The following is an 18,097-nucleotide window of genomic DNA, read 5'->3' as shown; positions in this document are numbered from 1 at the left end:
TTTCAAATGAAAAATCAAAGTTTAACCAACAACATCGACTGGATATGTATCGCTATCTATATAGTTTTAGTGCTAATGGGTTGGTTGAACATATATTCCTCATCTTTATCATCAATGGAAGGAACCGCTGACAAACAGCTCATATTCATAATCTTAACCATTCCGTTAATTTTCATAGTCCTATATGTTGAAGGAAAATTTTATGAAAAATATGCCAGTATAATTTTCGGAATTTCCTTATTATCATTGGTTGGTTTATTCGCTTTTGGCAAAACCATAGCCGGTCAACGCTGCTGGTATGGCATTGGAAGTTTTACGCTTCAACCGTCAGAATTTGCTAAAGCTGCAACAGCATTGGCATTAGCCAAATATTTAAGTGATTCCCAAATCAATTTAAAAGATGTCAATCGACAAATTCAGGCATTAGCTATTGTTTTTTTACCTGTAATGTTAATTTTACCTCAGCCCGATCCGGGAAGTGCATTGATTTACAGTATTTTTATCATTGTTTTATACCGTGAAGGATTACCTGCATGGTATGTTTGGACTGGATTTATCACTATACTTTTATTTGTATTAACGCTTTTGCTACAACCCCAATATGTGATACTTCTTGCCTTGGCTGTAATCGTATTTATTCATATCAAGTCGAGATTAGGCGATAGAAATTTGGTTTTAAGCAGTATTCTTTTTGTTTTGATTTCTGGATTTGTCTTGTCTGTAAATTATGTTTTTACACACATATTTAAACAACATCACCGAGATCGTTTTAATATTTTACTAGGCAAATCAGTCGATATGAAAGGCATTGGATACAATACCAATCAATCCGAAATTGCTATTGGTTCTGGAGGCTGGTTTGGAAAGGGATTTCTTGAAGGTACACAAACTAAAGGAGGATTTGTACCGGAGCAACACACCGATTATATTTTTACAACCGTGGGAGAAGAATGGGGTTTCCTAGGTTCACTAGTTGTAATTGCTTTGTTTGTGGGCTTATTTCTAAGAGTAATATATCTAGCCGAAAGACAAAAAACAAAGTTCAGCCGAGTATATGGTTACTGTGTAGCAGGCATTTTATTCATCCATTTCTTTGTGAATATTGCTATGGTTTTAGGGATTTTCCCTACGATCGGTGTACCATTACCTTTCTTTTCTTATGGAGGTTCCGGACTTTGGGGCTTCACCATTTTGCTTTTTATTTTTATAAAAATGGATGCCAATAAAGTAAATGAGTGGTAGGCAATTTTTAAACTTTTCCGCCCACCCTGTTTGTGGTTACAACCTCGCTATCCTTGTTGGACATTTACCGGAAATCCCAACCATCGGAATTCAACTTAAGTTTCTGTATTCAATTGGTGTCTGTCCTGTTTTTTGTTTAAAGAGTTTACTGAAATATTGAGGGTAATCAAAACCCAATGAATAAGCAACTTCGCTTACTGAATTGTCAGAGTTGAGCAATATGTTTTTAGCTTCTTCAATTAGATAATAATGAATATGATCTTGTGCATTCATTCCAGTTTCTTTTTTGAGTAAGTCACTTAAATAACTGGCTGATAAATGTACCTTTTCTGCCAAATACTTTACTGTGGGTAAACCTGTCTTTTTTAATTTATCTAACTTGAAATAATTTTTTAATAAATTCTCAACTTGTGAAACTGTATTTGAGTTACTGTTTCTACGAGTAATAAATTGTCGCCCGTAATAGCGTGAACAATAGTTTAATAAAAGTTCAATGTTCGTTACAATTAAGTTCTGGCTGTGATTGTCAATGTTTTCTTGTAATTCGGTTTCGATTTTTTGCACACAGTCGTACAAGGTTTGTTTTTCCTTGTCGGACAAATGTAGGGCTTCGGAATTTTCATAAGAAAAATAAGTGTATTCATTCATTTTGTTGCCTAACGAAGTGCCGCGAAGTAGGTCAGGATGAAAGAACAACCCCCAACCCATCATATTTTCCTTCTTTTCGATTTCGTTATCCATTGTCAGTACCTGCTTTGGTGCTATACAAATTAAGTTGCCTTCTTGAAAATCGTATGATTGTCGACCATAACGCAATTTATTAACACAATAATTTTTAAACATTATTGAGTAGAAGTCTGTACTTATCCGTGTGCCCTCTTCTATATATTCATCCGTTTCACTAAAATCTAATACCGTAACCAAGGGATGATTGGTTTTACTTTTTACAAAGTTGTTTATATCGGAGATGTTATGTAATTGAATAATTGGTTTCATATTAAATTTGGCTCATTACAATTTTATCAAATAGTTTATCCCCTAGGTATATTCTCATCCACACCATTGGTTTTGCCCATAAACCAACCCTATATCTTGTTTTAGGTTTTCTTTCATTTACAATTTTGGAAATCGTTTTAGAAATCACTTTTGTTTTTGAACCTTGTCCTTTGTCATACAATTTTTTTGTAGCAGTAACAAGTTTGTTCGTAAGTGAAGAATAAGCTCCCTTAGATGAAAATTTATTAATGTTTTTTAGCATAACATCACCAAACTCAGTCACAATTATTCCAGGCTCTAAAACAACTACATTGATATTAAAAGGTTGAAGTTCTAATCTTAAACAATCGCTAAATCCTTCTACTGCGTGTTTACTGGCATGATACCAAGCACCCATAGGAGTGTACATTTTTCCACCCATCGAAGAAGTGTTAATGATTGTACCAGCATTTGCTTTACGCATATATGGAACAACTTTTTGTGTGATGGCAGCTAATCCGAACACATTCACTTCAAATTGTTGTCTGGCTTCATCAACAGGTACGTCTTCAACAGCACCAAACAGTCCATAACCTGCATTATTCCACAGTACATCAATTTTTCCTTCTTGCTTAATGATTGTGTCCACCACATTTTGAATGTCGCTTTCTTTGGTAACATCCATTTGAATTGGATGCCCACCTGTTTTTATTAGGTCTTGCATCTGATCAATGCGTCTTGCAACAGTATAAACCGTATGTCCTTGCTCAATAAGTGCTTTTGCAGTTTCTTTACCCATTCCTGAACTTGCACCTGTTATCAAAATTACTTTTTTGCTCATTTTTTTGTGATATTTAAATTATGGTGCAAATGTCGATCTAATGAGTAGTTGTTTGTTAATATTAATTCAAGGTTGTTGTATACTTTTTACGGTTTGTTGGTTTTTTTACAGCCTGACGTTTTGCCTCTTGGCGAGGTTGCAAACTTCGTAACCGTTAATTTTCCACTAAGATAATATTTCTTGCGAAACGCAAACGTGAACTTACCACAAAATTCGCAATCTTGCCAAACGGCTCTTATAGGTTGCACTTATTTTATTTTATTAAACATGTAGCGGCTGATTTTCCATGTGCTGTTTTCTTTTTCAAAAACAAATAATTCTCTGTTTTCTTCCGGGATAGTTTCTCCATTGGCATGAATTAATGTAGTGCCTTTTGAGCTTGTTACTGCAAAGACCATATTTCCTTCTACTTGAATTTCTTCAATGAAGAATTCAATATTCAGTTGAATTTGAGAAAATACGAAGTCGTATGCTTTTTTTATTTGCTCTGTGCCAATTGCAGAAGGTGCACCAGTTGGCATAAAAACTCCATCTTTTGCATAGAGAGATGTTGCTTTTTCTGCGTTAGAAGTGTTTAATGTTCCTTTGTAGTTTATCAATAAACTTTCGATTTCCTGTTTTGCCAATTTTTCCATTGTTTGTGTATTTGTGTTATTAATTGTTTCTATTTTTTTGTTTTGAGTGAATGATATCATTGCTGCATTGATTAATGCTAAAAAGATTATTTTTTTCATGTCTTAATTAGTTTGATTTAATAAGCGTTAATGATTGTGCCCTTATATTCTTGCAGTGCCTGTAGTGGGGTTAGTGGCAATTGCTTTACCAATATTGCCTAAACCAATGATGGCTACTTTTGTCTTTGTTAATACTGTGTTCATCGTTTTATGTTTTAAAATTGTTTGTCGATATTGACAAAACAAAGGTGCGATGAACAAACTACCTATATCTATAATGTAGTTTAAGAAATACTCTTAATGTAGATTAAGATTTTGCTATTTTTTTTCGAATAGTACTAAGGAACTCAGGGGTTACGCCAAGATAAGAGGCTATTTGCACATTAGAGATGCGATTAAATAAATTAGGATGTTTTTCAAGAAAATCTATATACCGCTCTTCGGCTGTTGCACTAATATTTTGTAAAACTCTTCTCTGAAGACCTACCATGGAATTTTCTGTGAGTACTCTAAAAATTTGATAGAATTTAGGATAATTTGTGAAAAGCTTCAGTTGATCTTCTTTCTTGACTTGAAGAATAATTGAGTTTTCAATAGCTTCAATATTTAGTTTACTTGGGGTATTACTGTGAAAGCTTCCAATATCACCTATCCACCAATTTTCGATTGCAAATTGTAGGTTGTGTTCTTTCCCGTTAGGGTCAACCAAATACATTCTGAAACAACCTTCAAGAACATAGGTGTTCTGTTTACAAATTTCTCCTTGCTGAAGTATAAATTGTCTTTTTTTTACTTTTCTTTCTTTAAAGATTTCTTCAACAAAAGCAATTTCCTTTTCATCCAAAGGAAGAATGCGATTAAAATATTCTATTAGAGCTAGTGTCTTCATTTTAATTTTCTGTCAACCTATTTTAGGACAGCGCATTAATTAGGGTTGCCTATGACGAGTGACCGCTAAGCGAGGTGCGGATTGCAGTCCAAATATAGCGAAAAAACCATACAACTAGGAACAGGCTTCATCCTTGGGTTTCTAATCCCCAGACGACGGACAAGAACCGCACTCCCCCAAAAGATTTTTTGTATTGCGATGCCTCCGTGGGGAGGTCAGAGAACCAAAAATCACCTCTAAAATAGGTTTTGTACCATTCCCCTTAGCCGCTGTGGCTCTCCGAAGCCTCATTGTAGCCTCATTGTAGCCTCCAATTTGGGATTTAGGTTTGCTTATGTTGAAACAAAGTGAGATGAATTAATATCTTACCCTGTTTTTTTACTAAACAATAACACCAGTTATGAATAGGCAATGTTATTTTGTTTGCTAACTGGCAGAATCCGGAACTCATGAAAAAAGAAATCGATTTGTTTTTCATTATCGGAAAGAAAGAGGAGCCGACAACAATACAAAAAACTAAAGCCAACCCAAAACAAAAACGCTCCCGCAAATTCAAGAAGAATTTTCGGGAGCGTAATGGTATTATTGAAGAGAAAAGTGTTTTTCCTTACGACTTAACTAATTTCTCTTTTTTAATGATCACAGGATTCGGCTTTTTCACAACCAGTTTAGATTGCAAATCGTCCAGGACATTTAAAGCTTCCTCTACATAAATATCTTTGGTTAAACTTTCGTGCCATCTTTCTCTTTTTTCTTTAAGAGAAGCATCTGTTTTCATAGCTTCAACTTCTTGAGGCAATGAAGTAAACTTTACGTGGTAATCATAATCCGCAATTGGCTTGAATTTTTTATTAGTTTCCTCAATTGCTTTTTGACTCTTTTTAAAATCCTCTATTTTTAAACTATATAAATTTTCTTTGCTCCTTTCATCAATCCACTTTGCATTTTCTTCGATTAATTTAAATTGCGGATTTTGTGAAATTCTATTTTTACTGTCAACAATTGCTTTATTAAATTTAGAATTGTTCGTCCAAACATTATATTGTGCAGGATCTATTTTATCCCAAGGCATAGCGTTATCTACATCACGTTCACCCATTTTCAAATAGGCATATCTGTCTGGCATAATGACATCACTACTTACTCCTTCAAGTTGGGTTGAACCTCCATTTATTCTATAAAATTTTTGGGTGGTTGTTTTTAAAGCTCCAAAATCCCCTTCAGTGCTGCTTCTAACAAATGAATTCAAATCAATCACATTTTGAACAGTTCCTTTACCATAAGTTTGTTTACTGCCAATGATAATTCCTCTTTTATAATCCTGAATGGCAGCCGCCAAAATCTCAGAAGCCGAAGCAGAGAAACTATTCACCATAATCACTAATGGACCGTCCCATTCTATTTTTTTATCACGATCATACAAAACTTCTTTTTTTCTTCCTGCTGATTTTATTTGTACGATTGGACCTTGCTCAATAAACAATCCGGCAATATCCACCACTGTCGAAAGTGAACCTCCACCATCATCACGAACATCAAGAACAATTCCGTTTACCCCTGCTTTTTTCAAAGATTCCACTTCAGCTGCAACATCTTTTCCTGCATCTCTTCCGTCTTTGTTTTCGAAATCAATGTAAAATTTAGGCAAATATATTACTCCATATTTTACCCCATTTCTTTCAACAACACTTGATTTTACATACGTTTCCTCAATTTCAACAATATCTCGTATGATTGAAATTGTTTTAATTGAGCCATCCACTTTCTTAACTGTCAGGCGTACTTCAGACCCTTTTGGGCCTTTAATTTTTTTGACAACATCATCGAGACGCATCCCAACAATATCAACAGGCTCATCACTTCCTTGAGCAACTTTCATCACTATATCGCCTGCTTCAAGTTTTTTTCCTCTCCAAGCCGGACCACCAGAAATAAGATCTGTGATTTCGGTGAGGTCATTTTTCTTTTGAAGACGTGCGCCAATTCCCTCGAATTTCCCACTAATGCTCACATCAAAACGCTCTTTTTCTTCAGGTGGGAAATAATTAGTATGTGGGTCAAAACGGGATGTAATGGAATTAACATATACAGAAAACCAATCGTCTCGGGTTAAATCCTTCATGAAACCAAAGTATTCGTCCAATGATTTCATAGAACTTTCACGAGTGATTTTTTCTAATTCTTCAAAAGTTTTTGGCTTGCCGTCCGAAGATTTATCTGTTTTGTCTTTTTCTGAATCATTAGAATTATCAATAATTCCGTCAGGATTTAAAACATCCGAAGTGCTTTTATTGTCTTTATCAACTATTCCTTTTTCTTTATTTTCTTGAATTTTCTGACGATCTGTAAGCGACGAAAGCGTAGATAACTTGATTTGTTTGCGCCATCTTTCCTTTAATTCGGCTACAGTTTTGGCATAAGGAGCTTTTTCATAATCGGTATTGAAAGTTTCATTAACCGAATAATCAAATGGAGCACTCAATATATCTTTATACAAATTTTTACCTTCATCCATCCTTTTCATCAAACGATTGTAGGTAAGTTCAAAGAAAGTCAAATCTTTATTCAGCAATTCATCATCGAGTAGTGTTTCGTATTTTGAAAACTCATCAATATCTGATTGCAGAAAAAACCTTTTGGATGGATCCAATGCTTCAATATAGTCTTTATAAATGCCTTTAGAGAAGGTATCGTCAATAGTGGCGGGATTATAATGCCCTTTTTCGATTACAAAGGTCAATAACTCCAGCAGCATTTTATCCTTTTCAGGATCAACGCTTTTAGTGGAATTAATTTTGAATGCAAATAGCGATACCGAAAGCAAAACTACCGCAATAATTATTTTATAATTTCTTTTCATAAAGTCAATAATTGTATCCATAAATATTTAAAATCCAAATTACGGAAAAAACTATGCCAACAAATGCTAAGGCTCGCATAAATTTTTGTTAAAGATATAAAATTGTTTATTTTGTTTTGGGTTTAGTCTTCTAACTAGATTAATTTTGTTTCTTTGTTTACTGGAAATTATCCCATTATTATTTAAAATTCAACAAAACTAATTTGAAAACATCTTCCATAAAACAAGACAAACCTTTAATTTTGGTTACCAATGATGATGGAATTTCGGCTCCCGGAATTCGTGCCCTGATTGCCGTTATGGCAGAAATAGGTACTGTTGTGATTGTTGCTCCTGATAGTCCTCAAAGCGCCACGGGTCATTCCATTACTATAAATGACACCTTATATATCAACAAGATTTCTAAGGAAAATGATATCATTCAGGAATACAGCACTTCAGGAACTCCCGTTGATTGTGTGAAACTTGCCGTAAACGAAATCCTGAAAAGAAAACCGGATTTGTGTGTGTCGGGGATTAATCATGGTTCTAATTCTTCGATAAATGTCATCTATTCAGGAACGATGAGTGCCGCTGTCGAAGCCGGAATCGAAGGAATTCCTGCAATTGGTTTTTCTCTTTTGGATTATAGTTGGAATGCCGATTTTGAACCCATAAAATCATTTATTAGAACTATTGCTTTGGAAGTTTTGGAAAATGGACTTCCCGAAAGCGTGATTCTAAACGTTAATTTTCCAAAACTGGCGAAAAAAGAAATAAAGGGAATAAAAATCTGTCGTCAAGCAAAAGCACTTTGGATAGAAAAATTCGACAAGCGTCAAACACCACAAGGAAGAGATTATTACTGGCTCGCCGGCGAATTTGTTAACCAGGACAATGGCGAAGACACTGATGAATGGGCTCTTGCCAATGGTTATGTTTCAGTTGTTCCGGTGCAATTTGATTTGACCGCACATCACGCCATACAACAACTTAACACCTGGAAATGGAATGAAATCGCCAATAACAACTAGTTTGCGATAGCAAACACCAATAAATTAAAAGCAATACCATATATGACCGCTGACAAATAAAAATTTGCTTATATGAATAAAATAGATTTACTGATTGGATTTGCAATAGGAATTTTAGCCAGCCTCATAGGGTGTTATCTCTTTATTACTTTTTTTACTGCCTATGATTTTATGGCCGGAATTGAAAGTATGAAATCAGAGGGGAAATTGGGTAAATTAATTACCTTAGGCTCCATTCTTGATTTGATTGTTTTTGGTATTTTACTAAAATTAAATAAAGAACTTATGGCTCGCGGGGTGGTTCTCGCAGTTATTATTATTGCCATTGTTACTTTATTTGCCTAAATTTGATTAAACAGCAAAAATGAAATACTACATTATAGCAGGAGAAGCTTCGGGAGATTTACACGGCTCTAATTTGATGAAGGCTTTGTTCAAAGAAGATTCCAATGCTGATATTCGGTTTTGGGGAGGTGATTTGATGCAGGAAGTTGGCGGAACTTTGGTAAAACATTACAAGGAATTGGCTTTTATGGGTTTTGTGGAAGTGCTGTTTCATTTGAAAACTATTTTGAACAACATTGCTATTTGCAAAAAGGACATTACCGATTTTCAGCCCGATGTGATTGTGTTTATTGATTATCCGGGTTTCAATCTGCGTATTGCCAAATGGGCTAAAGAAGCTGGTTTCAAGACGCATTATTATATTTCACCCCAAATTTGGGCTTGGAAAGAAAGCCGAATTGCAGATATCAAAAGAGATATAGACAAGATGTATGTTATTCTCCCTTTCGAAAAGGATTTTTACGAAAAAAAACATCAGTTTTCGGTTGAATTTGTTGGCCATCCGCTGATTGATGCCATTCACAACCAACCCCTAATTGATGATGCTATTTTTAGAACTGAAAATCAACTGAACGAAAAACCTATTATTGCAATTTTGCCCGGTAGCAGAAAACAAGAAATCACCAAAATGCTTTCGCTAATGTTAAGTGTGGTCAATGATTTTCCAGAATATCAATTCGTGATTGCCGGTGCTCCCAGTCAGGAATTTTCTTTTTATGAGGGTTTTATTACCAATGAAAACATCAAATTTGTATCAAACCAAACCTATCCTTTGTTGCAGAATGCCACTGCTGCACTCGTTACTTCGGGAACGGCAACACTTGAAACGGCACTTTTTAAAATTCCAGAAGTGGTGTGTTACAAAGGCAGTTGGGCTTCGTACCAAATCGCGAAACGCATCATTACGTTAAAATATATTTCGCTGGTCAACCTAATTATGGACGAAGAAGTCGTCACTGAATTGATACAGGAAAACTGCAATACAAAACGCATTCGAGAAGAATTAAAAAAAATACTAGAACCGCATTATCGTGAAAAACTTTTACATAAATATGATGTTTTGGAAGCAAATTTGGGAGGAATTGGAGCCAGCGAGAAAACTGCAAAATTAATTGTGGGGGATATGTGATAATTCTTAATAAACAATTTTCTTGGTTACTGTTTTTCCATTTTTCAAACTCACTTTTACAAGCAAAGTTTGCTGGATTGAAACCAAATTTAGTATCGTGAGTTCGTTGCCGTTGACATTCTCTTTTTTGTAAATTTGTCTTCCTAAAAGGTCATAAATTAAGACTTTATTAATTGCTTCAACGACTGAATTTACTTTTATCTGTTTGTTTTTATTAGAAACTAGAATCTGGTTTTTGAGTGTTTCAAAATCTGTATTTCTTAAGGTTTTATTGGTATAACGTAATACAAAACGGTCATTGAATGTCCCACTCTCGGTGGTGAAAGCGTAAGGTGAATTTTTCAGGTCATAAATTACATTTAAGACCTTGTCTTCCAGATATATGTTTTTATCTTTTACAAAAAACCCATCAACCTCATCAATTTCAATTTTATAGCTTCCGGCATTAGTAATTACATATCCAAGTGGAACTAAATCAGTATCTTCAAACGGCAAAGCACGACCTTGAATAACTAAATTTTTATCTTTTATAATGGAATAAATATTGATTTCATTGTCTGTATAAGATTCTCCATCATACAATTTATCAATATCATTTGTTGCACCGGTAACATACCCCACTAATGTTTGCCTAAAGGCGTTCTGATTATCAGAAAAATTCAACCAAATTCTATTTTTTTCTAATAATACTGTATTGTTTGCCTTTGTTGTTTTAAAAAATTGTGAATTATCTCCTGTAGTTCTTAACCTCATATTGTTTTTGAAGGTAACATTAAAGTCCGAATGAATGTCTGCAAAAAATCCTTGTCCAGCGGCAATCTTCCCAGTAGGTTTTAAATTTTCAGTTCCAGTAACATCTGTTGTGGCTTTTGTGCCTGTTCCTCCTGTAACATTCCAACTTGAATAATCTGCGACATTATATTGCGTTCCTGAAAATGGTGTGGAAGATGTCCAAAAATATAATGTTCCGTCTAATCCATCATTAGTGGGATCTGTTACAAATTTAGCAGCATCTATTGCACTTGAATACGGATTGGCCAATAATATCGTATTTCCTGTAACATCAGAAGTTCCATCATAACTATCTGCTGGGACTTTAACAATCCCATTATTAGGAACTCCAGTAAAATCAAAGTTGTTAATTCCATCGACTGCACTTCTTGTTATAAAACCTCTCCCAGGAACAGTTGTTATTATATCAACCCATTTACCATCAATAGTTCCATCTAAATTCCACATATAACTTCGATCATAAGCCGAAGGTATTTGTGACAATACACTTCCTTGAACAGGTGAGCCCCAATAAACATAGTCTTTAGCAATCATCGAACGCGATGTTCTAGTCATTTTAATATTGCCCGTATTTGTGTTTGTCGTTGCATTATCAACATCGGTTATTTGAACTAAATTTCCACCATTTTTAATCAGAATATTTGTTCCGCTTGTGTTTTTTATTGCGTTAGTAACTGTCAATAACTTATTGCTGTCAATTTGAAGTGTTGATGAAGTAATTGTTAATTCATTTCCAACAAGTATTTCGCTCGAACTGGATATTGTTTTTGTCCCAGATCCAGAAATACCAACATTGTAATAGGAGGCAAATGGGGTAATGTTTTGATCTGCTCCCGCATATTCAACTTTCGAACCTGTTTCGAGTGTAATTGTTGGTCCACCATTTGTGACCGTATCAATTCCTGTATTTGTGCTACCGGTAAAACCAGCTGTAGTATTTAGTTTGAATGTAGCTCCATTCTTTACAGTAAATTTTCCGCCAGCTTGGAATTTAATTCCCCTCACCGTCCCAGAATTAGAAACATTTGTACCACTTACAATAATATTAGCATAAGTTATTGTTGGCGCACTCAATCTAATATTAGTAGCAGATCCTCCAGTGAATTCGAAAGTTGTATTTGGACCTAAAGAATATGGGCCGCCAGATTCGGGTTTTGAAGCTGTTGTTCCACCAAGCATATATTTTGATGTCCCTGTCATTGTTATTTTAGTGTCTGCCCCCCCAAAAGAATGATTATCTGCATCAAAAATAGCAGAATCTTGAATCGTTACCGTTCCTGAAATATTTGATATTGGACCTGACAATGTTTTTGTGCCAGATTTTGAGAACGTTATGTTATTATAGTTTGGCGTACCGTTCAGAATTTGATTACCAAATGCATTCAATTCAATTGTACCGCCAGTTAAGCTATAAGTGCCCGATAGTTGCGGAGAAACAGTAGGATTTAAAACACTCGTTATATAAGTTCCATTAGTATTCATCGATAAATTTCCCGAACCATAAATATTAGCTGCAGAAGTCTCAATGAAAACCCCCTTAATAATTGAAAGTAGTCCCCCAGAGTTTGACAATCCAGTACTTTGGGTCAGATATACTATATCTGTAGCGTTTGTTTTGTTTATTACAATTTGCTTAGCAGCTGAGCCAGAAGTCATTGCTGTTCCCGTGTTTTGAGGTGTTTCACTACCAACATAATGATAATATCCAGATTGAGAATAAGTTCTTACTCCTGTACACTGGATGTTTCCTGTGTTATTTCCACTAGCATTAACTCCGTCTAGAGAAGTAATTCTCAATGTTCCTGTACTGGCCAAAGTAAATCCACCGGAACCAAAAATGTTGAATCCATTAAATTCTAAAATTCCTCCACCAGAAACAGTAAGCATACCTTCAACATTCAAACTCGAACTTAGTGTTACAATTGCCGGAGAAGTAACTTCAAAACCTGTTAAAGTATTGGCTATACCATTATTAACAGTAGCATTACCCGGAAAAGTAACGGAGACACCAGCAAATTTAATAGTGCCTTTATTGTCAATAGTTCCTCCCGTAGATGAATATGTTCCCGTTATGGTTAGAGTTACTCCAGTGTCAATTTGAAGTGTTCCGCCGTTTAAGGCTATGTTTCCAAGGGTTTGATTAGAACTTATTTTTAGTTTTGTACCAGCATTAATTGTAGTAGTTCCAGTATATGTTTTTGATACACCCGTATAAATCACAGTGGCTGTATTGTTAATTGTTAGTCCAGGTGTTCCTGAAATGTCTCCCGAAAATGTTACTTGTTGTGCTCCATAAATATTTATCGGATTATCACTATTGTTTCTAACAGTATTATTAAAACGTAAATACCCATTAACTGGATTAATTTCCATGAAATTTCCGAAAGAGTTTATGAAAATATTCACATTAAAAATATGTGTTGTAAATGCTACACTATTTTCAATTTTACAATTACCGTTATTGTTTTGGAAATAAATACCTCTTGAAGCATTCGTATTTATTATTCTATCAGGAGTTCCGTTTATGAACAATATTTGGTTTACACCATAATCATTAATGCTATTTAAATTCATTGTTGGAAATATGCCATTATCAAATTTGATTATATTAAAACTTGCACTACAATCTGGTCTTTGTCTAGCCCCCATTCCTGAAATAGTCCACAACCAATTTCCTCCAGCAGCAGAAGTACAGCCACTTCCCCAATCCCATTCCCCATTTGTAGATGAACTATTCCAATAAATTATGTCTTGAGCATTCGCACTTAATGAAAATATGATCATTGTTAAAAACAAAAACTGTTGAATCTCTTTTGGCAAAAAAATCTTCATAAGCGATATTTTTTTATATTTTGAACTTTAATTTATTCTTACTTCAATTCATAAATACGCTGTATTCCAAACAATATTGAGACGAAAATAGGTCATAATAACCACTAAAAATCAACTAATTTCAAAGTTATAAGCCCTTAAAATACCCGTCAATTTGCCTCAAAAAAGACCCGTTTTTTAATGCCATTTTGTAATAATATCTTTATAAAATAGAAATAAATCTTGACAAACACCAAAAATGGCTTTTCTAAAATATATTATGATAAAAAAAGAAATAAAAATAAAAAAGTCCTATTTTCTTACAAATATATTTATTTAAAATCAATTAACTGTAATTAATTTCCCATATAATTTATTTATAAGCAAGTATTGTTTTAAGAAAATTCCCTCATTAATAAATTTTAAAACCATTGTGTGTAAAAAAAGTTGTACATTTCGCAAGATGAAAGTATTGCAATTCCCTTTAGCGAGAATAACAATTGGGTTTATGCTAGGCATTCTACTTGCCCATTATTTTCAACCCCATCCGCTACATGTATTTATCTTGCTTTTCATCGCCTTTAGCTCTTTTACCATTGCTTATTTTGTATCGAAAAACAAGGTGAAAAACCCCATTTATTTTGGGTGGGCTACCTATTTTCTGGCTTTTGGTATTGGCATTACCTCCCAAATAATCCATACCAATTCATTTCAGAAAAGCAATTACATTCATGGAGTAGCCATCAATGAGAAACCACATATAGTGGAGGTTACTGTTCGGGAAAAATTGCGAAGCTCAAATTATAATGACCGCTATATTGTCCTAGTAAACCAAATTGATGATTCAATAAAAACGGGGAGAATTCTCCTAAATATACGAAAAGACAGTATAAATCATTCTTTTGAAATTGGAACCCATTTGCAAATAAATGAGACTCTATACGAAAACGGTCCAGCAAAAAATCCCAACCAATTTGATTATGGAAAATATCTCGAAGGCAAACAAATCTATGCCCAGATTTATGCTGATGCCTCAGATATTAAAATAGGCACGCTTATCGTTAAAGATGTCTGGTATTATACTTCGAGATTACGGACGAAAATTATTCGGAACTTAGAGAAAAGTCATTTCAGCACTGCCGAACTGAACGTAGCCGATGCCTTAATTTTAGGGCAGCAACAGGACATTTCGCCAGAGATTATCAAGGATTATCAATTTGCAGGCGCTGTGCATATTTTATCCGTTTCGGGATTGCATATTGGGTTTATTTTATTGTTTGTCACGTTTATTTTAAAACCATTTCCCAACACCAGACGCGGTTCTTTTATTAAGTTGATTATCATTCTTGCATCCTTGTCTTCCTTTGGATTGATTGCCGGATTGGCACCGTCAGTTCTTAGGTCGGTTACGATGTTTTCATTTGTCGCCATTGGAATGTATCTTCGAAGAAGCACTAATATTTTTCATACTTTACTGGTTTCTATCTTGCTCATTTTACTGTTTGAGCCTACCTTTTTGTTTGATGTGGGTTTCGAATTGAGTTATGTTGCCTTGTTTTTTATTCTTTGGTTACAGCCTTTATTAGCTCAACTTTGGACACCAAAAAACGTGTTGTTAAAATATTTTTGGGACATTCTCACGGTTTCTTTTGCGGCACAAATTGGTGCTTTTCCGTTAAGTATATACTATTTTCATCAGTTTCCTGGCTTGTTTTTTGTGACTAATCTGGTCATTATTCCGTTTTTGAGCGTTATAATGGGACTGGGGGTTTTGGTAATGGTTTTAGCGGCTTTCGATTATGTTCCCATTTTTCTTGAGAAATCATTGGAGTGGAGCATTTCTATTTTGAATAAAATCATTAATTCGATTGCCTCTTTGGAGCAGTTTATCATTCAGGGGATTCCGTTTAACTGGCAGTTATTATTCAGTACGTATTTGTTGATTATTGCAACGATTATTTGGTTCAAAAAACCTAGTTTCAACAGACTGGCTTTGGCATTGATTACTTTAATTTTTTTCCAAATCACGTATTTCGCAACTCATTGGAACAATCAAAACCAAAGCGAATTGGTCATTTTTAACTCGAAGAAAAACACATTGATTGCAGAACGAAACGGTGAAAATGTCACTTTATATGCAAATGACAATCTTTTAAAAAAAGCCTCACAAAACAAAACTCTTGCTTCTTATTCTATGGGAAATTTTAGTCATTTGACCTCTAAAAAAAGTTTGCAAAATCTGATTTATTTTAATGGAAAAAAGATTTTTGTTATGGATAGTTTAGGCGTTTATCCAAAAGAGATTCGTCCAGATATTGTCATTTTTACGCAATCACCAAAGATAAATTTTGAACGTTATTTACAAAACATAAAACCTAAAATGGTTGTGGTTGATGCTTCTAATTATAGAAATATTCAAAAACTATGGAAAGCGACTTGTATCAAAAAGAAAATCCCTTTTCACGCTACTGTTGAAAAGGGATTTTACACATTGAATTAATTATTTTGCTTTCAAAATTCCATCGGCGACAGCCAGCCAGGCAGCTGGACCACCAGAAACATAACCCGTACTGCCGATGCCAGTAAAATTTGGTTTCCCATCTTTTATCTTTGCCGTAGCAAAATATATAGTGGGAAATCCCTGAATTCCGAATGCTTGCTGCATCCCATTATTCTGAGTTTTAATTTCATCCGATTGCGGGGTTCTTCTTGGGAAATCCAATTCGACCAAGACTACATTGTCTTTAGCCCATTTTGCAAATTCAGGTGTTTTTAATACTTCTTTTTGCAAACGAATACACCAACCACACCAATCACTTCCAGTGAAAAACAACAACAATGGCTTATTGGTACTATTGGAAACGGAAATTGCTTTGTTAACATCGGTTTCCCATTTAAGTTCTTGCGCTTGAACGGCAAAAGTGCCTAATACAAATGCTATTAGTAAAATTGCTTTTTTCATAACTATTTAATTTTTTACAAATTTAAACAAAAATAACGCTAAAAATTGTCGGCTAATTTACATCTTGCATTAATTTTTTTATCAAGGGTGAAATTAGTATCAAAATCAGCCCTGCAATCAACGCATAGATTGCCAATAGTTTATAACCATCGGCATAAATAACCAGTTTTTCAAGATTTGTAGAATTCTCTGAAGCTCCAGCAATATTAGCACCCAACAATCCGGCAAAGTATTGTCCGTATGCACTGGCCAGAAACCACATTCCCATCATTACGGCTTGTAATTTCGCCGGAGAAAGTTTGGTCATAATTGACATTCCTATTGGAGACAAACACAATTCCCCAAAAGTGATTACAAACCAACCGAAAGTAAATAAATCCAGCGAGGTAATTCCATTGGCGTCAGCAAAGAATTTAGTGTAATAAAATACCCAGAAACCACCCGCCAGAAACAAAAATCCAAGACCAAATTTTACCACAGTGTTGGGTTCAATTTTTCTTTTACTCATCCAAAGCCAAACCAATCCTACCAAGGCTGCAAAAGCAATTACAAAAAGGGAATTGGCTGAATTGTTTACGCCACTCGGGTCAAGCTTAATGCCGAGGACTGTGTTTTCCAGATTGCTAGCCGCAAAAAGACTTAACGAACCGCCATTTTGCTCATAAAAGGCCCAAAAAACAATAGAAAATAAGATGAAAACCAAGGCTGCGATAAGTTTTTTGTTTTCTTTGAGGGAGAAATTTTTCATTTCATAAAGCAAATACAACAAGGAACAAGGTCCAATGATGTACATAAATATATCCGTATATTCTGAATTAGAAACCAACAATATAACTGCAGGAATTACTACAATTGAACCAATATACGTTAGATATTCATAGGTTTTCCTTTTTGAATTGTCTAAATCCAGCAATGGAGAAATCCCAATTTCACCAAGCGATTTCTGGGTTTGAACAAATGTCAGCAAACTTATAATCATAACAATTGAAGCAAATCCAAAGGCAACATTCCATCTTAAATGAACAGGAACTATGGAAGAAAGCATATTCCCGTTGGCAACGGCAATACACAAATAGCCCCCGATTAATGCACCAAGATTTACTCCGGCATAAAATAAAGAAAAGCCTGCGTCTCTACGATTATCGTCATCTTTGTATAATTTTCCGACCATTGTGGAAATATTGGGTTTGAAAAAACCTGTCCCAATAATGGTAAAACCGATTCCAATAAAGAAGAACTGCTTGGGGTCAATTGCTAGAATAACACTACCTACTATCATCAGGATTCCACCCCAAAAAAGGGATTTTCGGTAGCCCAGAATTTTGTCTGCAAACAAACCTCCAACAAACGTAAAGGCGTATACAAAAGCTTGTGTTGCTCCATATTGCAAGTTGGCAACCTCATCGTTCATCATCAACTGATTCACCATAAAAATAACCAACATTCCGCGCATTCCATAGAAACTGAAACGTTCCCACATTTCACTAAAAAACAAGTACCACAATTGCTTGGGGTACTTGCCTTTAAAGTTTTGTATTTGTTCGATCGTTAAGTTTTGTTCCAT

At 34.7% G+C, this 18,097-nt stretch carries 13 protein-coding genes; 5 read left to right on the top strand and 8 right to left on the bottom strand.

Translation table 11 applies throughout. The features are described 5' to 3' along the window. Nucleotides 1-6: 6 nt before the first annotated feature. On the top strand, nucleotides 7-1,242 hold the full coding sequence (rodA, locus tag IR213_RS04785) for a rod shape-determining protein RodA (protein WP_194311173.1): 1,236 nt from the start codon (nucleotides 7-9) through the stop codon (nucleotides 1,240-1,242). Between the two features lie 90 nt (nucleotides 1,243-1,332). Here the strand turns inward: rodA and IR213_RS04780 are convergent, their stop codons facing one another. The 5 genes from IR213_RS04780 to IR213_RS04760 form a co-directional block, all read right to left on the bottom strand. Then, a complete protein-coding gene (locus tag IR213_RS04780) occupies nucleotides 1,333-2,238 on the bottom strand; it encodes a helix-turn-helix domain-containing protein (protein ID WP_194311172.1) in 906 nt (301 codons plus the stop codon). Nucleotide 2,239: 1 nt separating this feature from the next. Continuing rightward, a complete protein-coding gene (locus tag IR213_RS04775; RefSeq protein WP_194311171.1) occupies nucleotides 2,240-3,058 on the bottom strand; it encodes an oxidoreductase in 819 nt (272 codons plus the stop codon). Nucleotides 3,059-3,306: 248 nt separating this feature from the next. Continuing rightward, nucleotides 3,307-3,792, bottom strand: a complete 486-nt coding sequence (locus IR213_RS04770; protein ID WP_194311170.1) for a YybH family protein — start codon at nucleotides 3,790-3,792, stop codon at nucleotides 3,307-3,309. Between the two features lie 247 nt (nucleotides 3,793-4,039). Beyond that, nucleotides 4,040-4,621 carry a Crp/Fnr family transcriptional regulator gene (locus IR213_RS04765; RefSeq protein WP_194311169.1) on the bottom strand — a complete coding sequence of 194 codons (582 nt, stop codon included), beginning with the start codon at nucleotides 4,619-4,621 and terminating at the stop codon, nucleotides 4,040-4,042. A 607-nt stretch (nucleotides 4,622-5,228) separates the two neighbouring features. Continuing rightward, nucleotides 5,229-7,502 (bottom strand): carboxy terminal-processing peptidase, encoded by a 2,274-nt coding sequence (locus IR213_RS04760; RefSeq protein ID WP_194311168.1) that lies wholly within the window; start codon nucleotides 7,500-7,502, stop codon nucleotides 5,229-5,231. A 197-nt stretch (nucleotides 7,503-7,699) separates the two neighbouring features. On the opposite strand from IR213_RS04760, the gene surE reads away from it, so the two are divergent. The 3 genes from surE to lpxB all read left to right on the top strand — a co-directional run bounded on the left by surE (nucleotide 7,700) and on the right by lpxB (nucleotide 9,968). After that, complete coding sequence (gene surE / locus IR213_RS04755) at nucleotides 7,700-8,494, top strand: 5'/3'-nucleotidase SurE (RefSeq protein ID WP_194311248.1); 795 nt, start codon at nucleotides 7,700-7,702, stop codon at nucleotides 8,492-8,494. 72 nt (nucleotides 8,495-8,566) lie between these two features. Next, on the top strand, nucleotides 8,567-8,839 hold the full coding sequence (locus IR213_RS04750; protein WP_194311167.1) for a hypothetical protein: 273 nt from the start codon (nucleotides 8,567-8,569) through the stop codon (nucleotides 8,837-8,839). A gap of 19 nt (nucleotides 8,840-8,858) precedes the next feature. Continuing rightward, nucleotides 8,859-9,968 (top strand): lipid-A-disaccharide synthase, encoded by a 1,110-nt coding sequence (gene lpxB / locus IR213_RS04745; RefSeq protein ID WP_194311166.1) that lies wholly within the window; start codon nucleotides 8,859-8,861, stop codon nucleotides 9,966-9,968. Between the two features lie 6 nt (nucleotides 9,969-9,974). Here lpxB and IR213_RS04740 read toward each other — a convergent pair whose 3' ends face one another. Then, nucleotides 9,975-13,544, bottom strand: coding sequence for a T9SS sorting signal type C domain-containing protein (locus IR213_RS04740; protein WP_194311165.1), 3,570 nt, complete (start codon nucleotides 13,542-13,544; stop codon nucleotides 9,975-9,977). A gap of 490 nt (nucleotides 13,545-14,034) precedes the next feature. Between IR213_RS04740 and IR213_RS04735 the strand changes: the two genes are divergently transcribed. Then, nucleotides 14,035-16,071, top strand: coding sequence for a ComEC/Rec2 family competence protein (locus IR213_RS04735; RefSeq protein ID WP_194311164.1), 2,037 nt, complete (start codon nucleotides 14,035-14,037; stop codon nucleotides 16,069-16,071). On the opposite strand, the gene IR213_RS04730 is transcribed toward IR213_RS04735, so the two are convergent. Together IR213_RS04730 and IR213_RS04725 are read right to left on the bottom strand one after the other, a co-directional pair. Further along, on the bottom strand, nucleotides 16,072-16,533 hold the full coding sequence (locus IR213_RS04730) for a thioredoxin family protein (protein WP_194311163.1): 462 nt from the start codon (nucleotides 16,531-16,533) through the stop codon (nucleotides 16,072-16,074). It lies immediately after the preceding gene. A 52-nt stretch (nucleotides 16,534-16,585) separates the two neighbouring features. Continuing rightward, nucleotides 16,586-18,097 carry a peptide MFS transporter gene (locus IR213_RS04725; RefSeq protein ID WP_194311162.1) on the bottom strand — a complete coding sequence of 504 codons (1,512 nt, stop codon included), beginning with the start codon at nucleotides 18,095-18,097 and terminating at the stop codon, nucleotides 16,586-16,588.

This window comes from Flavobacterium soyangense, from assembly GCF_015277675.1.
GTDB classification, from domain to species: domain Bacteria; phylum Bacteroidota; class Bacteroidia; order Flavobacteriales; family Flavobacteriaceae; genus Flavobacterium; species Flavobacterium soyangense.
Note: the sequence above shows the minus strand (reverse complement) of the source record. Positions and strands in the feature narration are given on the sequence as shown.

What these genes read in the sequence shown, in the direction of transcription:
- IR213_RS04765 (WP_194311169.1), bottom strand. Translation starts at nt 4,621, where the DNA reads ATGAAGACACTAGCTCTAATAGAATATTTTAATCGCATTCTTCCTTTG.
- IR213_RS04750 (WP_194311167.1), top strand. Translation starts at nt 8,567, where the DNA reads ATGAATAAAATAGATTTACTGATTGGATTTGCAATAGGAATTTTAGCC.
- IR213_RS04770 (WP_194311170.1), bottom strand. Translation starts at nt 3,792, where the DNA reads ATGAAAAAAATAATCTTTTTAGCATTAATCAATGCAGCAATGATATCA.
- IR213_RS04760 (WP_194311168.1), bottom strand. Translation starts at nt 7,502, where the DNA reads ATGGATACAATTATTGACTTTATGAAAAGAAATTATAAAATAATTATT.
- IR213_RS04740 (WP_194311165.1), bottom strand. Translation starts at nt 13,544, where the DNA reads ATGATCATATTTTCATTAAGTGCGAATGCTCAAGACATAATTTATTGG.
- IR213_RS04725 (WP_194311162.1), bottom strand. Translation starts at nt 18,097, where the DNA reads ATGGAACAAAACTTAACGATCGAACAAATACAAAACTTTAAAGGCAAG.
- IR213_RS04775 (WP_194311171.1), bottom strand. Translation starts at nt 3,058, where the DNA reads ATGAGCAAAAAAGTAATTTTGATAACAGGTGCAAGTTCAGGAATGGGT.
- IR213_RS04735 (WP_194311164.1), top strand. Translation starts at nt 14,035, where the DNA reads ATGAAAGTATTGCAATTCCCTTTAGCGAGAATAACAATTGGGTTTATG.
- rodA (WP_194311173.1), top strand. Translation starts at nt 7, where the DNA reads ATGAAAAATCAAAGTTTAACCAACAACATCGACTGGATATGTATCGCT.
- lpxB (WP_194311166.1), top strand. Translation starts at nt 8,859, where the DNA reads ATGAAATACTACATTATAGCAGGAGAAGCTTCGGGAGATTTACACGGC.
- IR213_RS04780 (WP_194311172.1), bottom strand. Translation starts at nt 2,238, where the DNA reads ATGAAACCAATTATTCAATTACATAACATCTCCGATATAAACAACTTT.
- IR213_RS04730 (WP_194311163.1), bottom strand. Translation starts at nt 16,533, where the DNA reads ATGAAAAAAGCAATTTTACTAATAGCATTTGTATTAGGCACTTTTGCC.